Origin of the sequence: Paraburkholderia strydomiana (genome assembly GCF_031456815.1) — a bacterium.
GTDB lineage: Bacteria > Pseudomonadota > Gammaproteobacteria > Burkholderiales > Burkholderiaceae > Paraburkholderia > Paraburkholderia caledonica.
On record NZ_JAVDVL010000012.1, the window covers coordinates 186,479 to 200,378 of the forward strand.

Consider the following 13,900-nt stretch of genomic DNA (forward strand, 5'->3'; position numbering starts at 1 on the left):
CGGGCGCAAGAGAAGCAGCAGCTGCGATCCAATGCAATGACAGGAGCTGGCTTTGTCACTTACCCCTGAGAATGGCGACACCGGTCATACGGCGACCGTTATCGGACAGTAATTCCGGACAGCCACATGCAATCTACGGCCCACTCGAACAGGATCATCTGTAAGGAGCACATTTATGCGTGAAGGGTATCGTTACGAGCCATCGGCGACCGGATTCACGCCTGCCTGGCTGGATATTGCGTTCAAGGAACGGGGCGTCAGCCGTTACGGACCAGGAGAATCCAACCCGAGGATTGCCGAATACAACAACACGACTCAACTCGCCGGTTATGACGACAAGATTTCGTGGTGCTCGTCATTCCTCAACTGGTGTATGAAGCAGTCAGGCGTTCCCGGAACGGGATCGGCCTTGGCTCGCTCGTGGCTCTCGTGGGGCAATCCGCTCGATGCGCCCAGATATGGTTGTGTTGCTGTGTTGACTGCCGACGACGCCGTCGAATGGAAAGGGCATGTCGGGTTCTTTATCCGATCGGACGCCGACAACGTCTACCTGTTCGGAGGCAACCAACTCGGAGAGGTGAGGGAATTGGCTTATCCGCTCGAACGCGTGCTGGCCTATCGCTGGCCGTAAGCAAAACCCGTTCGAATGACAAGGCAGGAATGCGGCTCGGACCGCTATAACGGGCGAATTGCATCTCGCGGAGAGACTGCGGACTCATGTGGATGTCGAGGCGTTTTCTGAGAGCGAGCGCCCGTCGAAGCACCGCCACATCGATCGAACGATCCGGTTTCCAGTGACCCTCATATGCGTCGTGCGTTAGCGCGGTCATCGGCCGCGAGACAGGCTAACGCTTCGCTCGCAATCGAGGCCGTCTGCACCTGCGCCCCAAAGCTACGCCCCTGCGCAACTCACTTCATTCTCACGACGACCTTGCCCCGGGCACGTCCTTGGGCCAGGTATTCGAGCGCTTCCTTCGCCTGCTCAAACGGAAACACCTTGTCGATCACTGGACGAACCTGTTCCGACTTGAGGAGTTTGCCAATTTCAGAGAGTTGGGTTCCGTCGGGGCGCATGAAGAGAAATGAATACGCCACATCCCGCTTCTTCGCGAGCCGCTTGATCTTGCGGCTCATTAGCCCGAATACCAACCTCAAAATAAAGTTCAGCCTGCGGGCGCGGGCGAACGCTGCGTCCAGCGGCCCGATGAGCGACACGATCTTGCTCCCCGGTTTGAGGATGCCTATGGATTTCTCAATCGCATCGCCTCTAAGGGTGCCAAGCACAACGTCGTAGCCGTGCAGAACTTTCTCGAACTCCTGCTTCTTATAGTCGACAACCTCGTCTGCACCCAGACTGGTCACCAGTTGCACGTTGCCCGTGCTGGTTGTCGTTCCCACGCGGGCACCGAAGTGCTTTGCGAACTGGATCGCAAACGTGCCAATGCCGCCCGACCCGGCAGGAATGAAAACTTTCTGGCCGGCTTGAAGGTGGGCGCGCTCTTTCAACGCCTGCCACGAGGTGAGCCCGACCATCGGAACGGCCGCAGCCTGCACAAAGTCGAGGTTGACCGGCTTCGACGCGGCAACGCTCTCCGGCACCGCCGCGAATTCAGCGATCGAGCCCCGGCCGAGATCGAAAAGGCTGGCAAAGATTGCATCGCCCGGCCTGAAACGCGTCACGTTACTGCCGACCTCGGTCACCACGCCGGCAATATCGCTGCCCAGCGTAGCGGGCAACTCGAATTTGAGGACGGGCCTGAAGGTCCCCGACGGAATCATGTTGTCGATCGGGTTCAACCCCGCCGCGCGGACCTGTACCAACAGTTCATCAGGCTTGAGCGTGGGGCGGGGCACTTCGGCGAACCCGATTTCGGGTGTCTTGCCGTAGCGTTTGAAGGTGAGCGCTTTCATGGTGTTCTAAATCCAGTTTTGGGTACCTGTCGCCGGCCGCGATGTTTTCAATGCGCCAGAAATTCCAGCGCTTTGATCACGAAGTCGGCGTGATACTGAAAGATGCCTCCGTGTCCTGCGTCCTCGTAAATGACGAACTGCGCGTTGGGAATGCGGCGCGCCATATCGTGGCTCAAGGCGGTAGGCACCATGATGTCGTTGTCTCCATTGGCGATCAGGACAGGCATGTGCAGGCGGCCGAGATCCCGCGGCGCCTGCCGGCCCCAAGCCTTGATCGCCTTGAGCTGGCGAAGCAACGCGCGGGGTGTCGGCCCTCTGTCGCGCTCCGCCGTGCGTTCCTTCAGCCTCTTCAGGAACGCGTTTGCCGCCTGGCGGCCATTAGCGGTGGAGGTGAAGAACAGATAGGTCTTGGGATCGCGCATCGTCACCAGACCCTTGAGCATCAATGGCCAGGACTTGGCCCCCACACGGTCGATGCCCCGACCGCCCGCGGGCCCCGTACCTGTGAGGACGAGCCTGCGCACCAGGCCCGGCGCCTTTAGCGCCACGTCCTGCGCGACGAAACCGCCGAGCGAAAAGCCGAGCAGATCGACCTGACTGAAACCCATCGCGTGGATCAACGCGATGGTGTCGCGCGCCATCTCGTCCACGGTCAAGGGCGTGAGGCCGCCAGATAACCCGATTCCGCGATAGTCGATCGCGATGATGCGATGCTTGCGAGCGAGGCCATCGACGATGCGCGGATCGAAGTTGTCCAGCACGGCGCCCCAGTGGTTGAGCAGGATCAGCGGAATGCCGCCGTGCGGGCCAAGCTCGCGGTAAGCGAAAGTGGTTCCGGCCGCCGTGACATGGCTGTTCTGTGCGCGGGCATAGGACATTGCCGACTGGCTAACCCTGCCGGTCGAGTCGATCGTCTGCAACGCGCGTGAGCGTTGTGTGTGCGTGATGGTCATCGAGCTACATCTCAAGAACTGAGCCGGGGAATCGGTCGATAAGGCATGGCTGGCTTTCGCGTAGACATAGGCCAAAGTGTTCAGGCTTCCGACCGGTAGCGATCGGCCGCGTGCGCTTGTCGAATGTCCGACAGGAGCCCTTGACGTGCGCCATCCAGCGCATCCCAGCGGCCGGCCACATGCAGCGGCGGGATGGTGACCAGTTCGCGGCGGTCGAAACCGACGAGCGCCGCATCAACCAGTTCGCCGGCCTCCATCACCTCGGTAAGCGAATTGACGTCGATGCCGGCGCGCTCCCAGATCTCCGTACGGGTCGCTGCCGGCAGCACCGCCTGCACATAAACGCCGCTGGGCGACAACTCGAGGTGCAATCCCTGCGACAGAAACAGCACGAACGCCTTGGTGGCGCCGTAGATCGACATACCAAACTCGGGCGCGAGGCCCACCACCGAGCCAATGTTGACGATCGTGCCTGTGCCCGACTGGACAAAGCGCGGAGCGACCGCGGCTGCCAGCCGCGTCAGCGCCATGGTGTTGAGCGTGATCAGGCGTTCGATGCCCTCGCTGGTCTGCTGCAGGAACCCGCCCGACTGAGCCATCCCCGCGTTATTGATCAGGATACCTATGCTAGCGTCGTCGCGCAGTCGGGTCTCGACTGCAGCCAGGTCCCCCGGTTGGGTCAGGTCAGCCTGCAGCACTTCGACGGCAACACCGCTTTCTTCACGCAGGCGTGCGGCCAGCGTATCGAGGCGCGCCTTGTCGCGTGCAACGAGCACGAGGTCGTGGCCGCGGCGTGCGAAGCGCTCGGCGTAGATGGAACCGATGCCGGAGGATGCACCGGTGACGAGAACAGTCGGAAGCGTGGTCATGAGTAGTTTCCTTCGAATAAGCGGTTCGGGTGCGGGAACAAGCGCCGCGCCTCAAGCGGTGATGGCTGGGTAATCGGTGTAGCCCGCGGCGCCGCCACCATAGAGCGTGGCGAAATCGGGCTGAGCCAGCGGGGCGCCGGTCTTCAGGCGCTCGACCAGATCGGGATTGCTGATGAAGGCACGGCCGAACGCGAACAGGTCTGCGGTGCCCTCGTTGAGCCTGGTGGTGGCGAGCTCCAGGTCGTAGCCATTGTTGGCGAGATAGGTCTGCCTGAACCGCTGTCGCAGTGCGTCGTAGTCAAACGGTGCGAAATCGCGCGGGCCGCCCGTCGCACCCTCGACCACGTGCAGGTAGACGATGCCCAGCGCGCTGAGCTGCGCCGCGATGTAGTCGTACTGCGGCTGAGGATCGCTGCTCGAAATGCCGTTTGCCGGCGACACAGGAGAAATGCGCACGCCGGTGCGATCGGCACCAATTTCTTTCACCACGGCCGCGACGACTTCCAGCAACAGGCGCGCACGGTTCTCGACAGAACCGCCGTAGGCGTCAGCGCGCTGGTTGGCCCCGTCCTTGATGAACTGCTCCAGCAAATAGCCGTTCGCACCGTGAATTTCCACGCCGTCGAAGCCGGCCGCAATTGCGTTGGCCGCAGCCTGACGGAAATCGTTCACGATGCCCGGCAATTCGACAAGCGCCAGCGCACGTGGCTGGGATACATCGACAAATCCGTTGTTGACGAAGGTTTTCGTCTCCGCGCGAATCGCCGAAGGCGCGACTGGCGCAGCGCCGCCGGGCTGGACGTCGGCGTGCGAAACGCGTCCGACGTGCCAGAGCTGCGCGAAGATGTGCCCACCCTTGGCGTGCACGGCCTCGGTGACCTTGCGCCAGCCGGCAATTTGCTCAGGCGTGTATAGGCCCGGCGTGTCCTGATAGCCCTGTGCCTGGGCCGACACCTGGGTGGCTTCCGTGATGATCAGGCCCGCCGAAGCGCGCTGGGCGTAGTAGGTCGCGGCCAGTTCGCTGGGCACTAGCCCGGCGCCCGCGCGATTACGCGTTAGCGGTGCCATGACAAAGCGATTGGCAAGCGTCAGGCGGCCAAGGGCGTAAGGCTCGAAAAGCTTCTTTCCAGTCATGTCGGTCAATTTCTGGGTTGGCAATGGACGCAATGATGATGGTCATAATCTAACGTGTCAAGGTTTTGATGATGATCGACATCAATGTATAATCGAACCTTCGAACACATGAACCACTGTGGTCACGAAATGAAGATCACCAAGGCACAGGCGCAGGCCAACCGGGAACGCGTCGTCGAGACGGCGTCAAAGCTGTTTCGGGAGCGCGGCTACGATGGGGTGGGCGTTGCCGATCTGATGGCAGCCGCCGGCTTCACGCACGGCGGCTTTTATAAGCAGTTCGGCTCCAAGTCCGATCTGATGGCGGAGTCGGCGGCCTGCGGTATTGCGCAGACCGTGGCGCTGAGCGCGGGTGCCGACGCACCTGAGTTTGTGCGGTACTACCTTTCCCGCGAGCACCGCGACGCCCGCGCGACCGGCTGCACGATGGCTGCGCTGGGTGGGGATGCCGCGCGTCAGTCGGACGCAGTTCGGGCCGAGTTTGCGGCCGGTATCGAGAACCTGCTGACTGTGCTCTGCCCCGAAGGCGGTGCGGGGGACGGTGCGGACACGAGCCAGGCGCGAGCCAGGTCCCTCGACATGCTGGCGCATGCGGTCGGTGCGATTGTCATGTCGCGCGCCTGCCCGGACGATTCGCCGTTGGCCGACGAAATCCTTGCGGCTTGCCGTGACCAGATTCTGGCGTCAATGAGCCCGTCGACGACCGCCGCGGGCGAAGAACCGTAAGGGCATTGGCCCGTACCCGTGCATGCTCCACCATCTGTCGTCGTGCGCATTCTCGATGGAGAGAATGCCAAGCCCGCATGTTCGCGATCACCTGGCTCTTGAGCTACAGCGCGCAAAAAATCCCGCCGGGCGGACCGGCCGGCGGGCCCCGAGATCCGAACCTCGGTGACAAGTCCGGAGGGTACGGAAGGAGAACGAACTGCGATGGCTGGACCAACCGCCTGGCCATCCCACTGCGCTCCCCAGGTATAAAGCCGTCAGACCTGCAAAGCATCCATCATGCGGGTCCGGGCTTGCGACTCCCGATCCCTGGACTCATGCCTTGACAAATTGCAGGCCGCCGAAATTCTGGATCGTGGGAATGTCGACTTTCGTGTACGTGCTGATCTGGGTAACCGGTGCGACCACGATACTCGGGCTGGCGAAGCCGCCACCATAAGCAGCATTGAAGTTCCCGAAGTTGAAGTTGCTGCCGCCGCGTACAGCGGACAGAGCCCTGGCGGACAGTTCTTCGGTGTGGGCGATGTCTCTGATGGTCAGCGAGGTCATGGTAGGTCTCCTGGAGCTGTTTCTCTGTTTGGGTTTAAAGAGTGTGGTTCGACGTGCAAGCGGGGAGAGCGCACCTTGATGGGATGAAACGGCATCCGATGTGGGTGCGACTCTCCGCGGCGCTTAACTCACGCCTTGGCAAGCTGCAGGCCGCCGAAATTCTGGATCGTGGGGATCTCGACTTTCGTGTACGTGTCAGTCTGCGTGACGGGTGCGACTACGACGCCCGGGCTGGCGAAGCCGCCGCCATAGGCAACATTGGCGTTGCCGAAGTTGTAGTTGCTGCCGCCGCGTACAGCGGACAAGGCCTTGGCGGACAGTTCTTCGCTATGGGCGATATCTTTGATGGTCAGTGAGGTCATGGTAGGTCTCCTGGAGCTGTTTCTCTGTTTGGGTTTAAAGAGTGTGGTTCGACGTGCAAGCGCGGAGAGCGCACCTCGACGGGATCGAACGGCATCCGCTGTCAGCGCGACTCTCCGCGGCGCTTAACTTACGCCTTGGCGAACTGCAGGCCGCCGAAGTTCTGGATCGTCGGGATCTCGACTTTCGTGTACGTGTCCGTCTGCGTGACGGGTGCGACCACGACGCCCGGGCTGGCGAAGCCGCCACCGTAGGCAAGGTTGAGGTTTCCTGCGTTGTAGTTGCTGCCGCCGCGTACAGCGGACAGAGCCTTGGCGGAAAGTTCTTCGGTGTGGGCGATGTCTTTGATGGTCAGTGAGCTCATGGTAAATCTCCTGTGAAGGTCTTCGGTCTGGATGGAAGAGCACTATTTGTCGCGCTCACAGGGGTATTTGCATAGGGTGTGCCAACGTGAAGCGGGCAAGCTGGCAACCATCACATAAGTTGCTGAATCTAAATGGAAAAATAAAATCGCCCGCGAGGTTTTTCATGCGGTTGCGGGGCGCGAGGCAGCAAAAGGTGTCGTGGGATAGCAAACAGGTTTTGGCTGAGTGTCTGCCTTGAATGAACGGCCGCGCATTCAAGCGCATTGATTCGTTCGAATGACGGGGACTCGTCAGTTAGTTGACGCGGTACCTGATGTTCTTCGCCTGCCGCTGCGACCGTCATATCAGCGCAATGACATCGCTTAAAACAGACCAAAATCATCGTTGCTATCGGGAATCGCATTGAGCAGATCCCGAAGCGCACGCCAGCCCACCAGTGCCGACAACGTCAGCACGAGCGCGAGCAAGCCGCTCGCACGAGTGGGCATTCTTCTCGCCTCGCATCTCAAGGGGCAGGTCGACATCTCCGTGGTCCTCGATCAACCGTTCTGTGCCGCGTCCTGCGGCATGATCGTCGCTAACGCCTGCGCCAACGTAGTGGGACCGAATCGCCGTTCGCTAACGCCCGCTTGCACGTCGATGCGTCCCGCGTTGTGCGCGTCGTACAGATCCGCAATGAGCCGCGCGTGTTGCTCGCTCAAGCCCGCGCCTTCGAGCATCGCGGCCCATTGCTCCCGCGGCACCGCGTGCGGCACGACAGGCCGGCCCGACAGTTCGCCGATAGTGTGCGCAACGTCGTTCACACTGACGCGTACTTCACTTTCTATGCTCACCACGCGAGGCGAACGCTCACGCGGATCGCCGTCGAGCAGCAATTGAGCCGCCAGCGCGCCGACATCCTGCGCAGCCACAGTAGGAAAGCGCTTTTCGAGCGGATGATGCAGGCTCGGCAACACCCCTTTGGACAATGCGAGCGGCAGCACACGCGCCCAGTTGTGCATGTGCTCGGCTGCGCGCAGGAACGTCAACCGGGTGTCGACGGTGCCGAGTTGCGTTTCGAGGTAGTGGAAAAGCGTCGTGATGCCCGTTCCGCTCGGCTGCTCGGCGCCATAATCCGAAAGCGCGAGTACGTGCGGTGGCGGATTCGCATGCAATGCTTCGACGCTCACATCGATCATGCTGCGCATCGCGTTTGCCGGGTCGTCGTCATGGCGCGGCAGCGGACACACAACCTGCACCGCGTGCGCGTCTTCCAATGCGCGCGCCACCGCTGCCCGGTCGTGCAAATCCGCGACCACGACATCGCAGCCGATTCGCTCGAACGCATCCGCCTGCGCCACGCTATGAACCACGGCGCGCACGTCCCGGCCGGCGCGTCGCAACGCGGCTACGCTCACTTTGCCGACATTGCCGCCGGCTCCAAAAATCACGAACATCAGGTGCTCCTTACCGGATCGTCATGAGAGGATCATAAGGACGCGCGCAGCGCAAAACGCGCATGCAAGGATGCCCGTGAGCAGATTCGGATGACTCGTTGCTCGTCGGCGCTGCGCACGGGAAGTCAGGAGGCGTACTGAGCGTAGGCGCTAAAAACCATGCACAATGCCCGCAGACCGACTGCCATCCGCGAGATAAACGATGAATGCCGTCCCAGAGACCCGCACGCAGATCCCACCCGCGCATACCGGCTCCCGTATTGCGCTGCGCTCGAGCCGGCTGCTCGCCTGGCAGGGTTTCGGCGCGGAGCTGGTGAACGTGTCAGCTGGCGTGCACCGGATACCTGCGTTCAAGCATCATCGAATCGGCGTGCATGTGGGCGCGCCTGTCCGCGCGCACTGTCGTTGCAACGAGAAACCGCACTCGCGCATTCAGGCGCACGGCGACGCCGACGTGATTCCGGCAGGACTCGACGGGCAGTGGAGCGATGAATCGGCCTGCACGATTTTCAGCATTTGGATCGGCGAAGATTTCGCGCGCAGGACCGCTGAACAATTGGCGCGCAAACCAGACGGCGCGCAGATTCTCCCGCAGTTCCAGATGCGCGATCCGCGCTTTCAACACCTGGCGTGGGCGTTGCGCGCGGAACTGGAAGCAGACGTCGCGTCTGACCCGCTCTACGCCGAAAGTCTGTGCACGGCAATGGTGGTCCGTCTGATTGGCGGCGCCGCGTCGCTAGACAACAAGCGGCGCACGCTCGCACCGCGGACAGCGGCGCGCGTGACGGAGTTTATCGAAGCACATCTCGACCGGCGTCTCACGTTGAGCGAGCTTGCCGCGCTTGCCGACCTCAGCGTGCCGCACTTCAAGGTGCTATTTCGCGCGACGCTCGGCGTGCCTGTGCATCAATATGTGGTGCAGCGGCGCGTAGAACGCGCGCGAACGTTGTTGCTGCAAGGCCGGCTGAGCGCCAGCCAGGTCGCGCTCGACGCGGGCTTCGCACACCAGAGCCATATGGCGCACTGGATGGGGCGGCTCCTCGGCATCACGCCGCGCGAACTCGTGAAGTCGAGCTCGCGCTGACGAACACAATAGACCGTACCGGCATTAGCTCGACGGCGGCGCCGCTGCCGTCAATTGCGAGTACACGTCATGCGACAGTTGCAGCAACTGCTTGCGATCGATACCGCCTGACACCGCGTAGCCGAAATCGCCGTCAACCCAATAGAACACGTTGACCGGCCCGTCCTGATACAGCTTGAACGCTGTCGTGTTCGCGTTCACCTTGCGGCGCGAGATGCACAGCGTCACCCGTTCGCCATTCTGGCCGCGATACATGAACTGCGCGGTGTCGCCGTCCGGACCAGGCAGCAGGCGGCCACCCGACAGCGCGAAGCCTGCCTTCGACAACATGGGCGGATGCACATTCGTGCCGAGGCGACTCGCCAGCCACTTCACGAAGTCCTGCTCGTGATCCGCGTTCATGTCGGTGGGCCGGTCGACCGCCGGCATATAGACGACATGCGCAATCGCAGCCTGACGCGCGAGTACTTCGGTGCTGTCCGCACTGACAGGGCGTGTGTCGGACGAACCCGCCACCGAAGGCAACGTGTCGCGTCCCATATGCGTGCCGACGCCGATGCCAATGCCCATTACCAGCGCCGCCGCCATGCCCGCGAACTGCGGCCAGTTGGCAGCGACGCGCGAGCGGCGCGGCGCGCCCGGCTGTAAACGCTTCGGCACGGGTTCGTTCAGCACGCGGTCGTAGCGCTCATGGAACATGCTGTTCAGCGAGAAATAATCGCTGATGCGCGTGGCCAGATCCGGATTCTGTTCGAGCGCGCGCTCGACCTCCGCACGTCGTTCCTCGGACAGCGTGCCGTCCACATAGGCGTGCAGTTCTTCTTCGCTAACTGGCGTAATTTGCTCGCTCATCGCACCACCTGTAATTTCGCACCGGGCTGGCTGCCCGCCATCAATGCCCGAAGCCGTTCGCGTCCGCGCGAAAGCCGCGACATGACCGTGCCGATGGGCACGTTCAGCGCGAGCGCGACGTCGGCATAGCTCATTTCCTCCAGCCCGACCAGCAGCACGACTTCACGCTGCTCAACGGGCAAACGCTGCAACGCGTAGTCGAGATCGCGCATTTCCAGCGAACGGGATTGTTGCGCCGGCACGGCGAACTCGCTTTCATGCACGCTTTCGTCATCGACCGCCACGTGTACCGCGCGCGACGACGCCTTGCGCGCCTGATTTGCAAACACGTTGTGCATGATCGTAAATAGCCAGGCGCGCAGATCGGTGCCGGCCTGGAACATTTCGGTGCGGCCGAGCGCGCGTTCGAGCGTGTCCTGCACCAGATCGTCCGCGAGGTCGCGATTGTTGATCAGCGCCCGCGCATAGCGCCGCAAGCGCGGCACGTGTTCCATCAACTCGTCACGAACATCCATTATTCATCCCGGTCATGGGGCCTCTCGTGGACACGGAGCGGCGGCGCTTCGTCGGGCGTCGCACGCGTTTGTAGTGCAAACACGCGTGCACGCATTTTATTCCGTTGATTAAACGACACGCCGCAAGATCGTGCGGTTTCATTGCATGGTCATGACGTCGGCGGCGCGCATCAGACCGTGTGTGCGTGCATTGCCGGCGACCACGAAGCGCTGCCGCTGCGCCGTCCATGTCAACAGACGTACATCGCCGATGCGGCGCGCCGACCATTGCGGCTGAGAAGGCGCGAGCAGTGCGAGCGTCGACAGCACCACGACCGGCTCGTTATCGCCATTCAAATAGATGAATTCGGTGGCGCGCTGCAGCAGGCCGAGCGACACGACGCGCTGATCCACGAGCCGCAGCCCGATCGCTTCGAGGTCGGGAGCGGACGGATCTCGACGAGTCGGCGAGCCGGCGGGAAACGGGGCGGCGGCGGTTTCGGCCAACGCCATGATGGCCGCGTTGTTAAGCGCCTGGCGCGTGACCTCGGTGGCCGCGAACCAGCCGCTCACGGCGACGCACGCGATGACGAGCGCAACCAGCACCCTGAGCGGCTTGCGCAAGCGCAGCGTTACAGCGCTGCGCCAGCGGCTGCCGGCGTTGCGCCGCCCGTTGAATGCGCTGGCCTCGGGTTCGTCGGCGGTCTGAAAGGAGCGTTGCATCTGTTCGTTGAGCTTGCCGTAAAAGGCGACCCGGCGGGCTTCCGCCGGATCGCGGCCGAGATAATCGCGCAGAAACGCGGCGCGCGCCGGCGACAACGTGCCATCGGCGTAGGCCTGAATGTCGGCTTCGGAAAGCGGCGAATCGTTGGGGGCGTCGGTCGGGTTCATGGGAAAAGGTCTCCGGGCAAAATCCGGCTATTGAGGTGCAAACACCGCCGCGCTGCGGTTTATTCCGCTCTCGTCACCGGGTTTGCGCAACATCTTTTACTGTGCCATCGCAGCGTCGCGGAAGCTAGCAAACCCGTTCGCGAAGTGCTTTATTCCGCGCAACGGAAATGTTTTTTCCACGTGGCTGACGCAGGAATAAAAGCCGGTGAGGCGTGGTTCTCCCTGATGCAAACCCGCAACCAACTCACCGGAGTTCATCATGAAGAAGATCGCTTTTGCCGCATTGTCCGTCGTCGTTCTGGCCGCTTCGTCGAATGTTTTCGCGCAAGGAAAAACCCGTGCCGAGGTCTATCAGGAACTGATCCAGGCACAACAGAACGGTCTCGATTACGTGACCGACGCATCATATCCGGACGTCAGCCCGGTCTTCGCGCATATGGTCGAACAGCACAAGCAGGCGCTTGCTGCCGAGGCGGCCGCGAACCGCGTCGCGAGCGACGCCAGGCCGACCGACAGCATGAATTGAGGGCATTGAAATGCCGACGGCCGGCGCGCGTGGCGAACGCGCGCGCCGGAAATCGAACGGAATAGACTTGCGCCGCGCGTGTTAGCCAATCAACGCCTCGATTCAGCAAGGAGTCTCCGTGACAAAAAACACCGTTCCCGATCAGTTACCTCGCTGTGTGCCGTGCCGGCTTGCCGCGATAGGCGCCGTCGTGCTTCTGTCCGCAGGCGGCTTCGCTTATACGGCGGGGTGGTTGACGCCGCAACGCCTGAGCGCGCCGCGCATCGTCAATACGCTTCAGGCCGTGGCGGGTCAACCGCATCCGGGCTATCGGCGCAATCATGCGAAGGGCCTGTGCGTCGAAGGTTATTTCGACAGTAACGGCCAGGGCGAGCGCGTCTCGCGCGCGGTCGTATTTGCGCCCGGACGCACGCCGGTCACCGGACGCTTTGCGGTGCCCGGCGGCAATCCGTCGGCGCCCGATACGAGTTCCCCGGTGCGCAGCCTCGCGCTGCTCTTTCAATTGAAGGACGGCGAGCAGTGGCGCACCGGAATGAACTCGACACCGGTCTTCGCCGTGCATACGCCTGAGCAGTTCTATCAGCAACTGCTTGCCGCAACGCCCGATCCGGCGACCGGCAAGCCGGACCCGGCCCGGCTCAAGGCCTTTTATGCAGCCAATCCGGAGACCCAACCCTTCCAGACGTGGGTGAAGGCGCATCCGCCTTCGTCGAGCCTCGCGAACGCCGCGTACTACGGCATCAACGCGTTCCGCTTCACCAACCAGGCCGGCGACACGCGCGCGGTGCGTTGGGCGATGGTGCCCGAGACGCCGTACGCGCCGATTACGGACGCGCAAAAGGCCGAGAAGAATTTCCTCGCGGCGGACCTGGACGAGCGTCTGCAGAGCGGGCCGTTGCGCTGGCATCTGATCCTGACCGTTGCTCATCCGGGCGACCCCACCGGCGACGCCACGCTGCAATGGCCGTCCGATCGGGAGAATATCGACGCGGGGACGCTCGTGATCGAGCGCAGCACGTCGCAGGAAAACGGTGCTTGCCGCGACGTCAATTTCGACCCGACGATCGTGCCGGCGGGCATCGCGCCGTCCGACGATCCTTTGCTTGCCGCGCGCTCGGCGGCCTATGCGCTGTCGTTCAAGCGACGCACGCGCGAGGAAACGCTGCATCCGGAAGTTCATCAAACCCCGACGACACATGGAGAGCGCTCATGACGCGGACCCGCACGCACTTCAGTCCGCTAGCGCGGTTTTTGCACTGGACGATGGCGCCGCTCATCGTCGCGATGCTGTTTATCGGCGTCGGCATGGTCGCAACCGTGTCGCGCGCGCATGACACGCTGATTGCAATTCACAAGCCGCTTGGCATCGCTTTGCTGCTGCTCGTGGTGATACGCGCAAGCGTGCGCTTACGGCGCGGCAGTCCGCCATTGCCTCGCGACATGCCCGCATCGCAAAAAATGGCGGCGAAGGGCTCGCACGCGGTGCTCTATGCGCTGATGTTTGCGATGCCGCTAATCGGCTGGGCGATGCTGTCCGCGGCGGGCTATCCGCTCACGCTATGGGGTCCGTTTCATTTGCCACCGATCGCGCCGCATAACGTCGAACTTTTCGCGGTGCTGCGCGCGTTGCACACGTGGCTTGCTTTTGCGTTGTTCGGCACGGTGCTGCTGCATCTTGCGGCGGCGCTGTTTCATGGCCTGATCCGCCGCGACGGCGTGTTTTCGAGCATGGCGCGCGGCGGACGCTAGA

The 13,900-nt window shown here is 62.5% G+C and carries 18 protein-coding genes; 6 read left to right on the forward strand and 12 right to left on the reverse strand.

The window, feature by feature from the left end:
* The first annotated feature begins 175 nt into the window (after nucleotides 1-175).
* Nucleotides 176-631: a TIGR02594 family protein gene (locus J2W46_RS27345; RefSeq protein WP_310357883.1), complete on the forward strand. Its 456-nt coding sequence runs from the start codon at nucleotides 176-178 to the stop codon at nucleotides 629-631.
* 278 nt (nucleotides 632-909) lie between these two features.
* On the opposite strand, the gene J2W46_RS27350 is transcribed toward J2W46_RS27345, so the two are convergent.
* From J2W46_RS27350 to J2W46_RS27365, 4 genes are all read right to left on the reverse strand, one after another.
* The gene (locus tag J2W46_RS27350; protein WP_310357885.1) at nucleotides 910-1,911 is read right to left on the reverse strand and encodes an NADP-dependent oxidoreductase; all 1,002 of its coding nucleotides are present in this window, start codon (nucleotides 1,909-1,911) and stop codon (nucleotides 910-912) included.
* 47 nt (nucleotides 1,912-1,958) lie between these two features.
* Entirely contained in the window at nucleotides 1,959-2,789 is an 831-nt protein-coding gene (locus J2W46_RS27355) for an alpha/beta fold hydrolase (RefSeq protein WP_310357948.1), read from the reverse strand.
* A 155-nt stretch (nucleotides 2,790-2,944) separates the two neighbouring features.
* Nucleotides 2,945-3,733, reverse strand: a complete 789-nt coding sequence (locus J2W46_RS27360; protein WP_310357887.1) for an SDR family NAD(P)-dependent oxidoreductase — start codon at nucleotides 3,731-3,733, stop codon at nucleotides 2,945-2,947.
* A gap of 51 nt (nucleotides 3,734-3,784) precedes the next feature.
* Nucleotides 3,785-4,867: an alkene reductase gene (locus J2W46_RS27365; RefSeq protein WP_310357888.1), complete on the reverse strand. Its 1,083-nt coding sequence runs from the start codon at nucleotides 4,865-4,867 to the stop codon at nucleotides 3,785-3,787.
* A 129-nt stretch (nucleotides 4,868-4,996) separates the two neighbouring features.
* On the opposite strand from J2W46_RS27365, the gene J2W46_RS27370 reads away from it, so the two are divergent.
* Nucleotides 4,997-5,593: a TetR/AcrR family transcriptional regulator gene (locus J2W46_RS27370; protein WP_310357950.1), complete on the forward strand. Its 597-nt coding sequence runs from the start codon at nucleotides 4,997-4,999 to the stop codon at nucleotides 5,591-5,593.
* 315 nt (nucleotides 5,594-5,908) lie between these two features.
* Here the strand turns inward: J2W46_RS27370 and J2W46_RS27375 are convergent, their stop codons facing one another.
* The 5 genes from J2W46_RS27375 to J2W46_RS27395 all read right to left on the reverse strand — a co-directional run bounded on the left by J2W46_RS27375 (nucleotide 5,909) and on the right by J2W46_RS27395 (nucleotide 8,303).
* Nucleotides 5,909-6,142, reverse strand: coding sequence for a hypothetical protein (locus J2W46_RS27375; protein ID WP_310071312.1), 234 nt, complete (start codon nucleotides 6,140-6,142; stop codon nucleotides 5,909-5,911).
* 128 nt (nucleotides 6,143-6,270) lie between these two features.
* On the reverse strand, nucleotides 6,271-6,504 hold the full coding sequence (locus J2W46_RS27380) for a hypothetical protein (protein ID WP_310357889.1): 234 nt from the start codon (nucleotides 6,502-6,504) through the stop codon (nucleotides 6,271-6,273).
* A 128-nt stretch (nucleotides 6,505-6,632) separates the two neighbouring features.
* Nucleotides 6,633-6,866: a hypothetical protein gene (locus J2W46_RS27385; protein WP_087754404.1), complete on the reverse strand. Its 234-nt coding sequence runs from the start codon at nucleotides 6,864-6,866 to the stop codon at nucleotides 6,633-6,635.
* Between the two features lie 363 nt (nucleotides 6,867-7,229).
* Nucleotides 7,230-7,355 carry a hypothetical protein gene (locus tag J2W46_RS27390; RefSeq protein ID WP_310357890.1) on the reverse strand — a complete coding sequence of 42 codons (126 nt, stop codon included), beginning with the start codon at nucleotides 7,353-7,355 and terminating at the stop codon, nucleotides 7,230-7,232.
* A gap of 51 nt (nucleotides 7,356-7,406) precedes the next feature.
* Nucleotides 7,407-8,303: an NmrA family NAD(P)-binding protein gene (locus J2W46_RS27395; RefSeq protein WP_310357892.1), complete on the reverse strand. Its 897-nt coding sequence runs from the start codon at nucleotides 8,301-8,303 to the stop codon at nucleotides 7,407-7,409.
* Between the two features lie 202 nt (nucleotides 8,304-8,505).
* Here J2W46_RS27395 and J2W46_RS27400 point away from each other — a divergent pair, with 202 nt between their 5' ends.
* Entirely contained in the window at nucleotides 8,506-9,387 is an 882-nt protein-coding gene (locus J2W46_RS27400; protein ID WP_310357894.1) for an AraC family transcriptional regulator, read from the forward strand.
* 24 nt (nucleotides 9,388-9,411) lie between these two features.
* Here the strand turns inward: J2W46_RS27400 and J2W46_RS27405 are convergent, their stop codons facing one another.
* From J2W46_RS27405 to J2W46_RS27415, 3 genes are all read right to left on the reverse strand, one after another.
* Entirely contained in the window at nucleotides 9,412-10,239 is an 828-nt protein-coding gene (locus tag J2W46_RS27405; RefSeq protein ID WP_214881366.1) for an anti-sigma factor family protein, read from the reverse strand.
* Nucleotides 10,236-10,754, reverse strand: coding sequence for a sigma-70 family RNA polymerase sigma factor (locus tag J2W46_RS27410; protein ID WP_020071522.1), 519 nt, complete (start codon nucleotides 10,752-10,754; stop codon nucleotides 10,236-10,238). The genes J2W46_RS27405 and J2W46_RS27410 overlap by 4 nt, the downstream gene beginning before the upstream one ends.
* A 138-nt stretch (nucleotides 10,755-10,892) precedes the next feature.
* On the reverse strand, nucleotides 10,893-11,624 hold the full coding sequence (locus J2W46_RS27415; RefSeq protein WP_310357897.1) for an anti-sigma factor family protein: 732 nt from the start codon (nucleotides 11,622-11,624) through the stop codon (nucleotides 10,893-10,895).
* A 259-nt stretch (nucleotides 11,625-11,883) separates the two neighbouring features.
* On the opposite strand from J2W46_RS27415, the gene J2W46_RS27420 reads away from it, so the two are divergent.
* The 3 genes from J2W46_RS27420 to J2W46_RS27430 all read left to right on the forward strand — a co-directional run bounded on the left by J2W46_RS27420 (nucleotide 11,884) and on the right by J2W46_RS27430 (nucleotide 13,899).
* On the forward strand, nucleotides 11,884-12,150 hold the full coding sequence (locus tag J2W46_RS27420) for a DUF4148 domain-containing protein (RefSeq protein ID WP_020071520.1): 267 nt from the start codon (nucleotides 11,884-11,886) through the stop codon (nucleotides 12,148-12,150).
* Between the two features lie 118 nt (nucleotides 12,151-12,268).
* Nucleotides 12,269-13,363 carry a catalase family peroxidase gene (locus J2W46_RS27425; protein ID WP_310357899.1) on the forward strand — a complete coding sequence of 365 codons (1,095 nt, stop codon included), beginning with the start codon at nucleotides 12,269-12,271 and terminating at the stop codon, nucleotides 13,361-13,363.
* The gene (locus tag J2W46_RS27430; protein WP_131320938.1) at nucleotides 13,360-13,899 is read left to right on the forward strand and encodes a cytochrome b; all 540 of its coding nucleotides are present in this window, start codon (nucleotides 13,360-13,362) and stop codon (nucleotides 13,897-13,899) included. Before J2W46_RS27425 ends, J2W46_RS27430 begins: the two co-directional genes overlap by 4 nt.
* Nucleotide 13,900 lies beyond the last annotated feature (1 nt).

Excerpts from the sequence above, each read along its gene's own strand:
- J2W46_RS27345 (WP_310357883.1), top strand. The coding sequence starts at position 176 with ATGCGTGAAGGGTATCGTTACGAGCCATCGGCGACCGGATTCACGCCT.
- J2W46_RS27350 (WP_310357885.1), bottom strand. The coding sequence starts at position 1,911 with ATGAAAGCGCTCACCTTCAAACGCTACGGCAAGACACCCGAAATCGGG.
- J2W46_RS27355 (WP_310357948.1), bottom strand. The coding sequence starts at position 2,789 with ATGTCCTATGCCCGCGCACAGAACAGCCATGTCACGGCGGCCGGAACC.
- J2W46_RS27360 (WP_310357887.1), bottom strand. The coding sequence starts at position 3,733 with ATGACCACGCTTCCGACTGTTCTCGTCACCGGTGCATCCTCCGGCATC.
- J2W46_RS27365 (WP_310357888.1), bottom strand. The coding sequence starts at position 4,867 with ATGACTGGAAAGAAGCTTTTCGAGCCTTACGCCCTTGGCCGCCTGACG.
- J2W46_RS27370 (WP_310357950.1), top strand. The coding sequence starts at position 4,997 with ATGAAGATCACCAAGGCACAGGCGCAGGCCAACCGGGAACGCGTCGTC.
- J2W46_RS27375 (WP_310071312.1), bottom strand. The coding sequence starts at position 6,142 with ATGACCTCGCTGACCATCAGAGACATCGCCCACACCGAAGAACTGTCC.
- J2W46_RS27380 (WP_310357889.1), bottom strand. The coding sequence starts at position 6,504 with ATGACCTCACTGACCATCAAAGATATCGCCCATAGCGAAGAACTGTCC.
- J2W46_RS27385 (WP_087754404.1), bottom strand. The coding sequence starts at position 6,866 with ATGAGCTCACTGACCATCAAAGACATCGCCCACACCGAAGAACTTTCC.
- J2W46_RS27390 (WP_310357890.1), bottom strand. The coding sequence starts at position 7,355 with ATGCCCACTCGTGCGAGCGGCTTGCTCGCGCTCGTGCTGACGTTGTCG.
- J2W46_RS27395 (WP_310357892.1), bottom strand. The coding sequence starts at position 8,303 with ATGTTCGTGATTTTTGGAGCCGGCGGCAATGTCGGCAAAGTGAGCGTA.
- J2W46_RS27400 (WP_310357894.1), top strand. The coding sequence starts at position 8,506 with ATGAATGCCGTCCCAGAGACCCGCACGCAGATCCCACCCGCGCATACC.
- J2W46_RS27405 (WP_214881366.1), bottom strand. The coding sequence starts at position 10,239 with ATGAGCGAGCAAATTACGCCAGTTAGCGAAGAAGAACTGCACGCCTAT.
- J2W46_RS27410 (WP_020071522.1), bottom strand. The coding sequence starts at position 10,754 with ATGGATGTTCGTGACGAGTTGATGGAACACGTGCCGCGCTTGCGGCGC.
- J2W46_RS27415 (WP_310357897.1), bottom strand. The coding sequence starts at position 11,624 with ATGAACCCGACCGACGCCCCCAACGATTCGCCGCTTTCCGAAGCCGAC.
- J2W46_RS27420 (WP_020071520.1), top strand. The coding sequence starts at position 11,884 with ATGAAGAAGATCGCTTTTGCCGCATTGTCCGTCGTCGTTCTGGCCGCT.
- J2W46_RS27430 (WP_131320938.1), top strand. The coding sequence starts at position 13,360 with ATGACGCGGACCCGCACGCACTTCAGTCCGCTAGCGCGGTTTTTGCAC.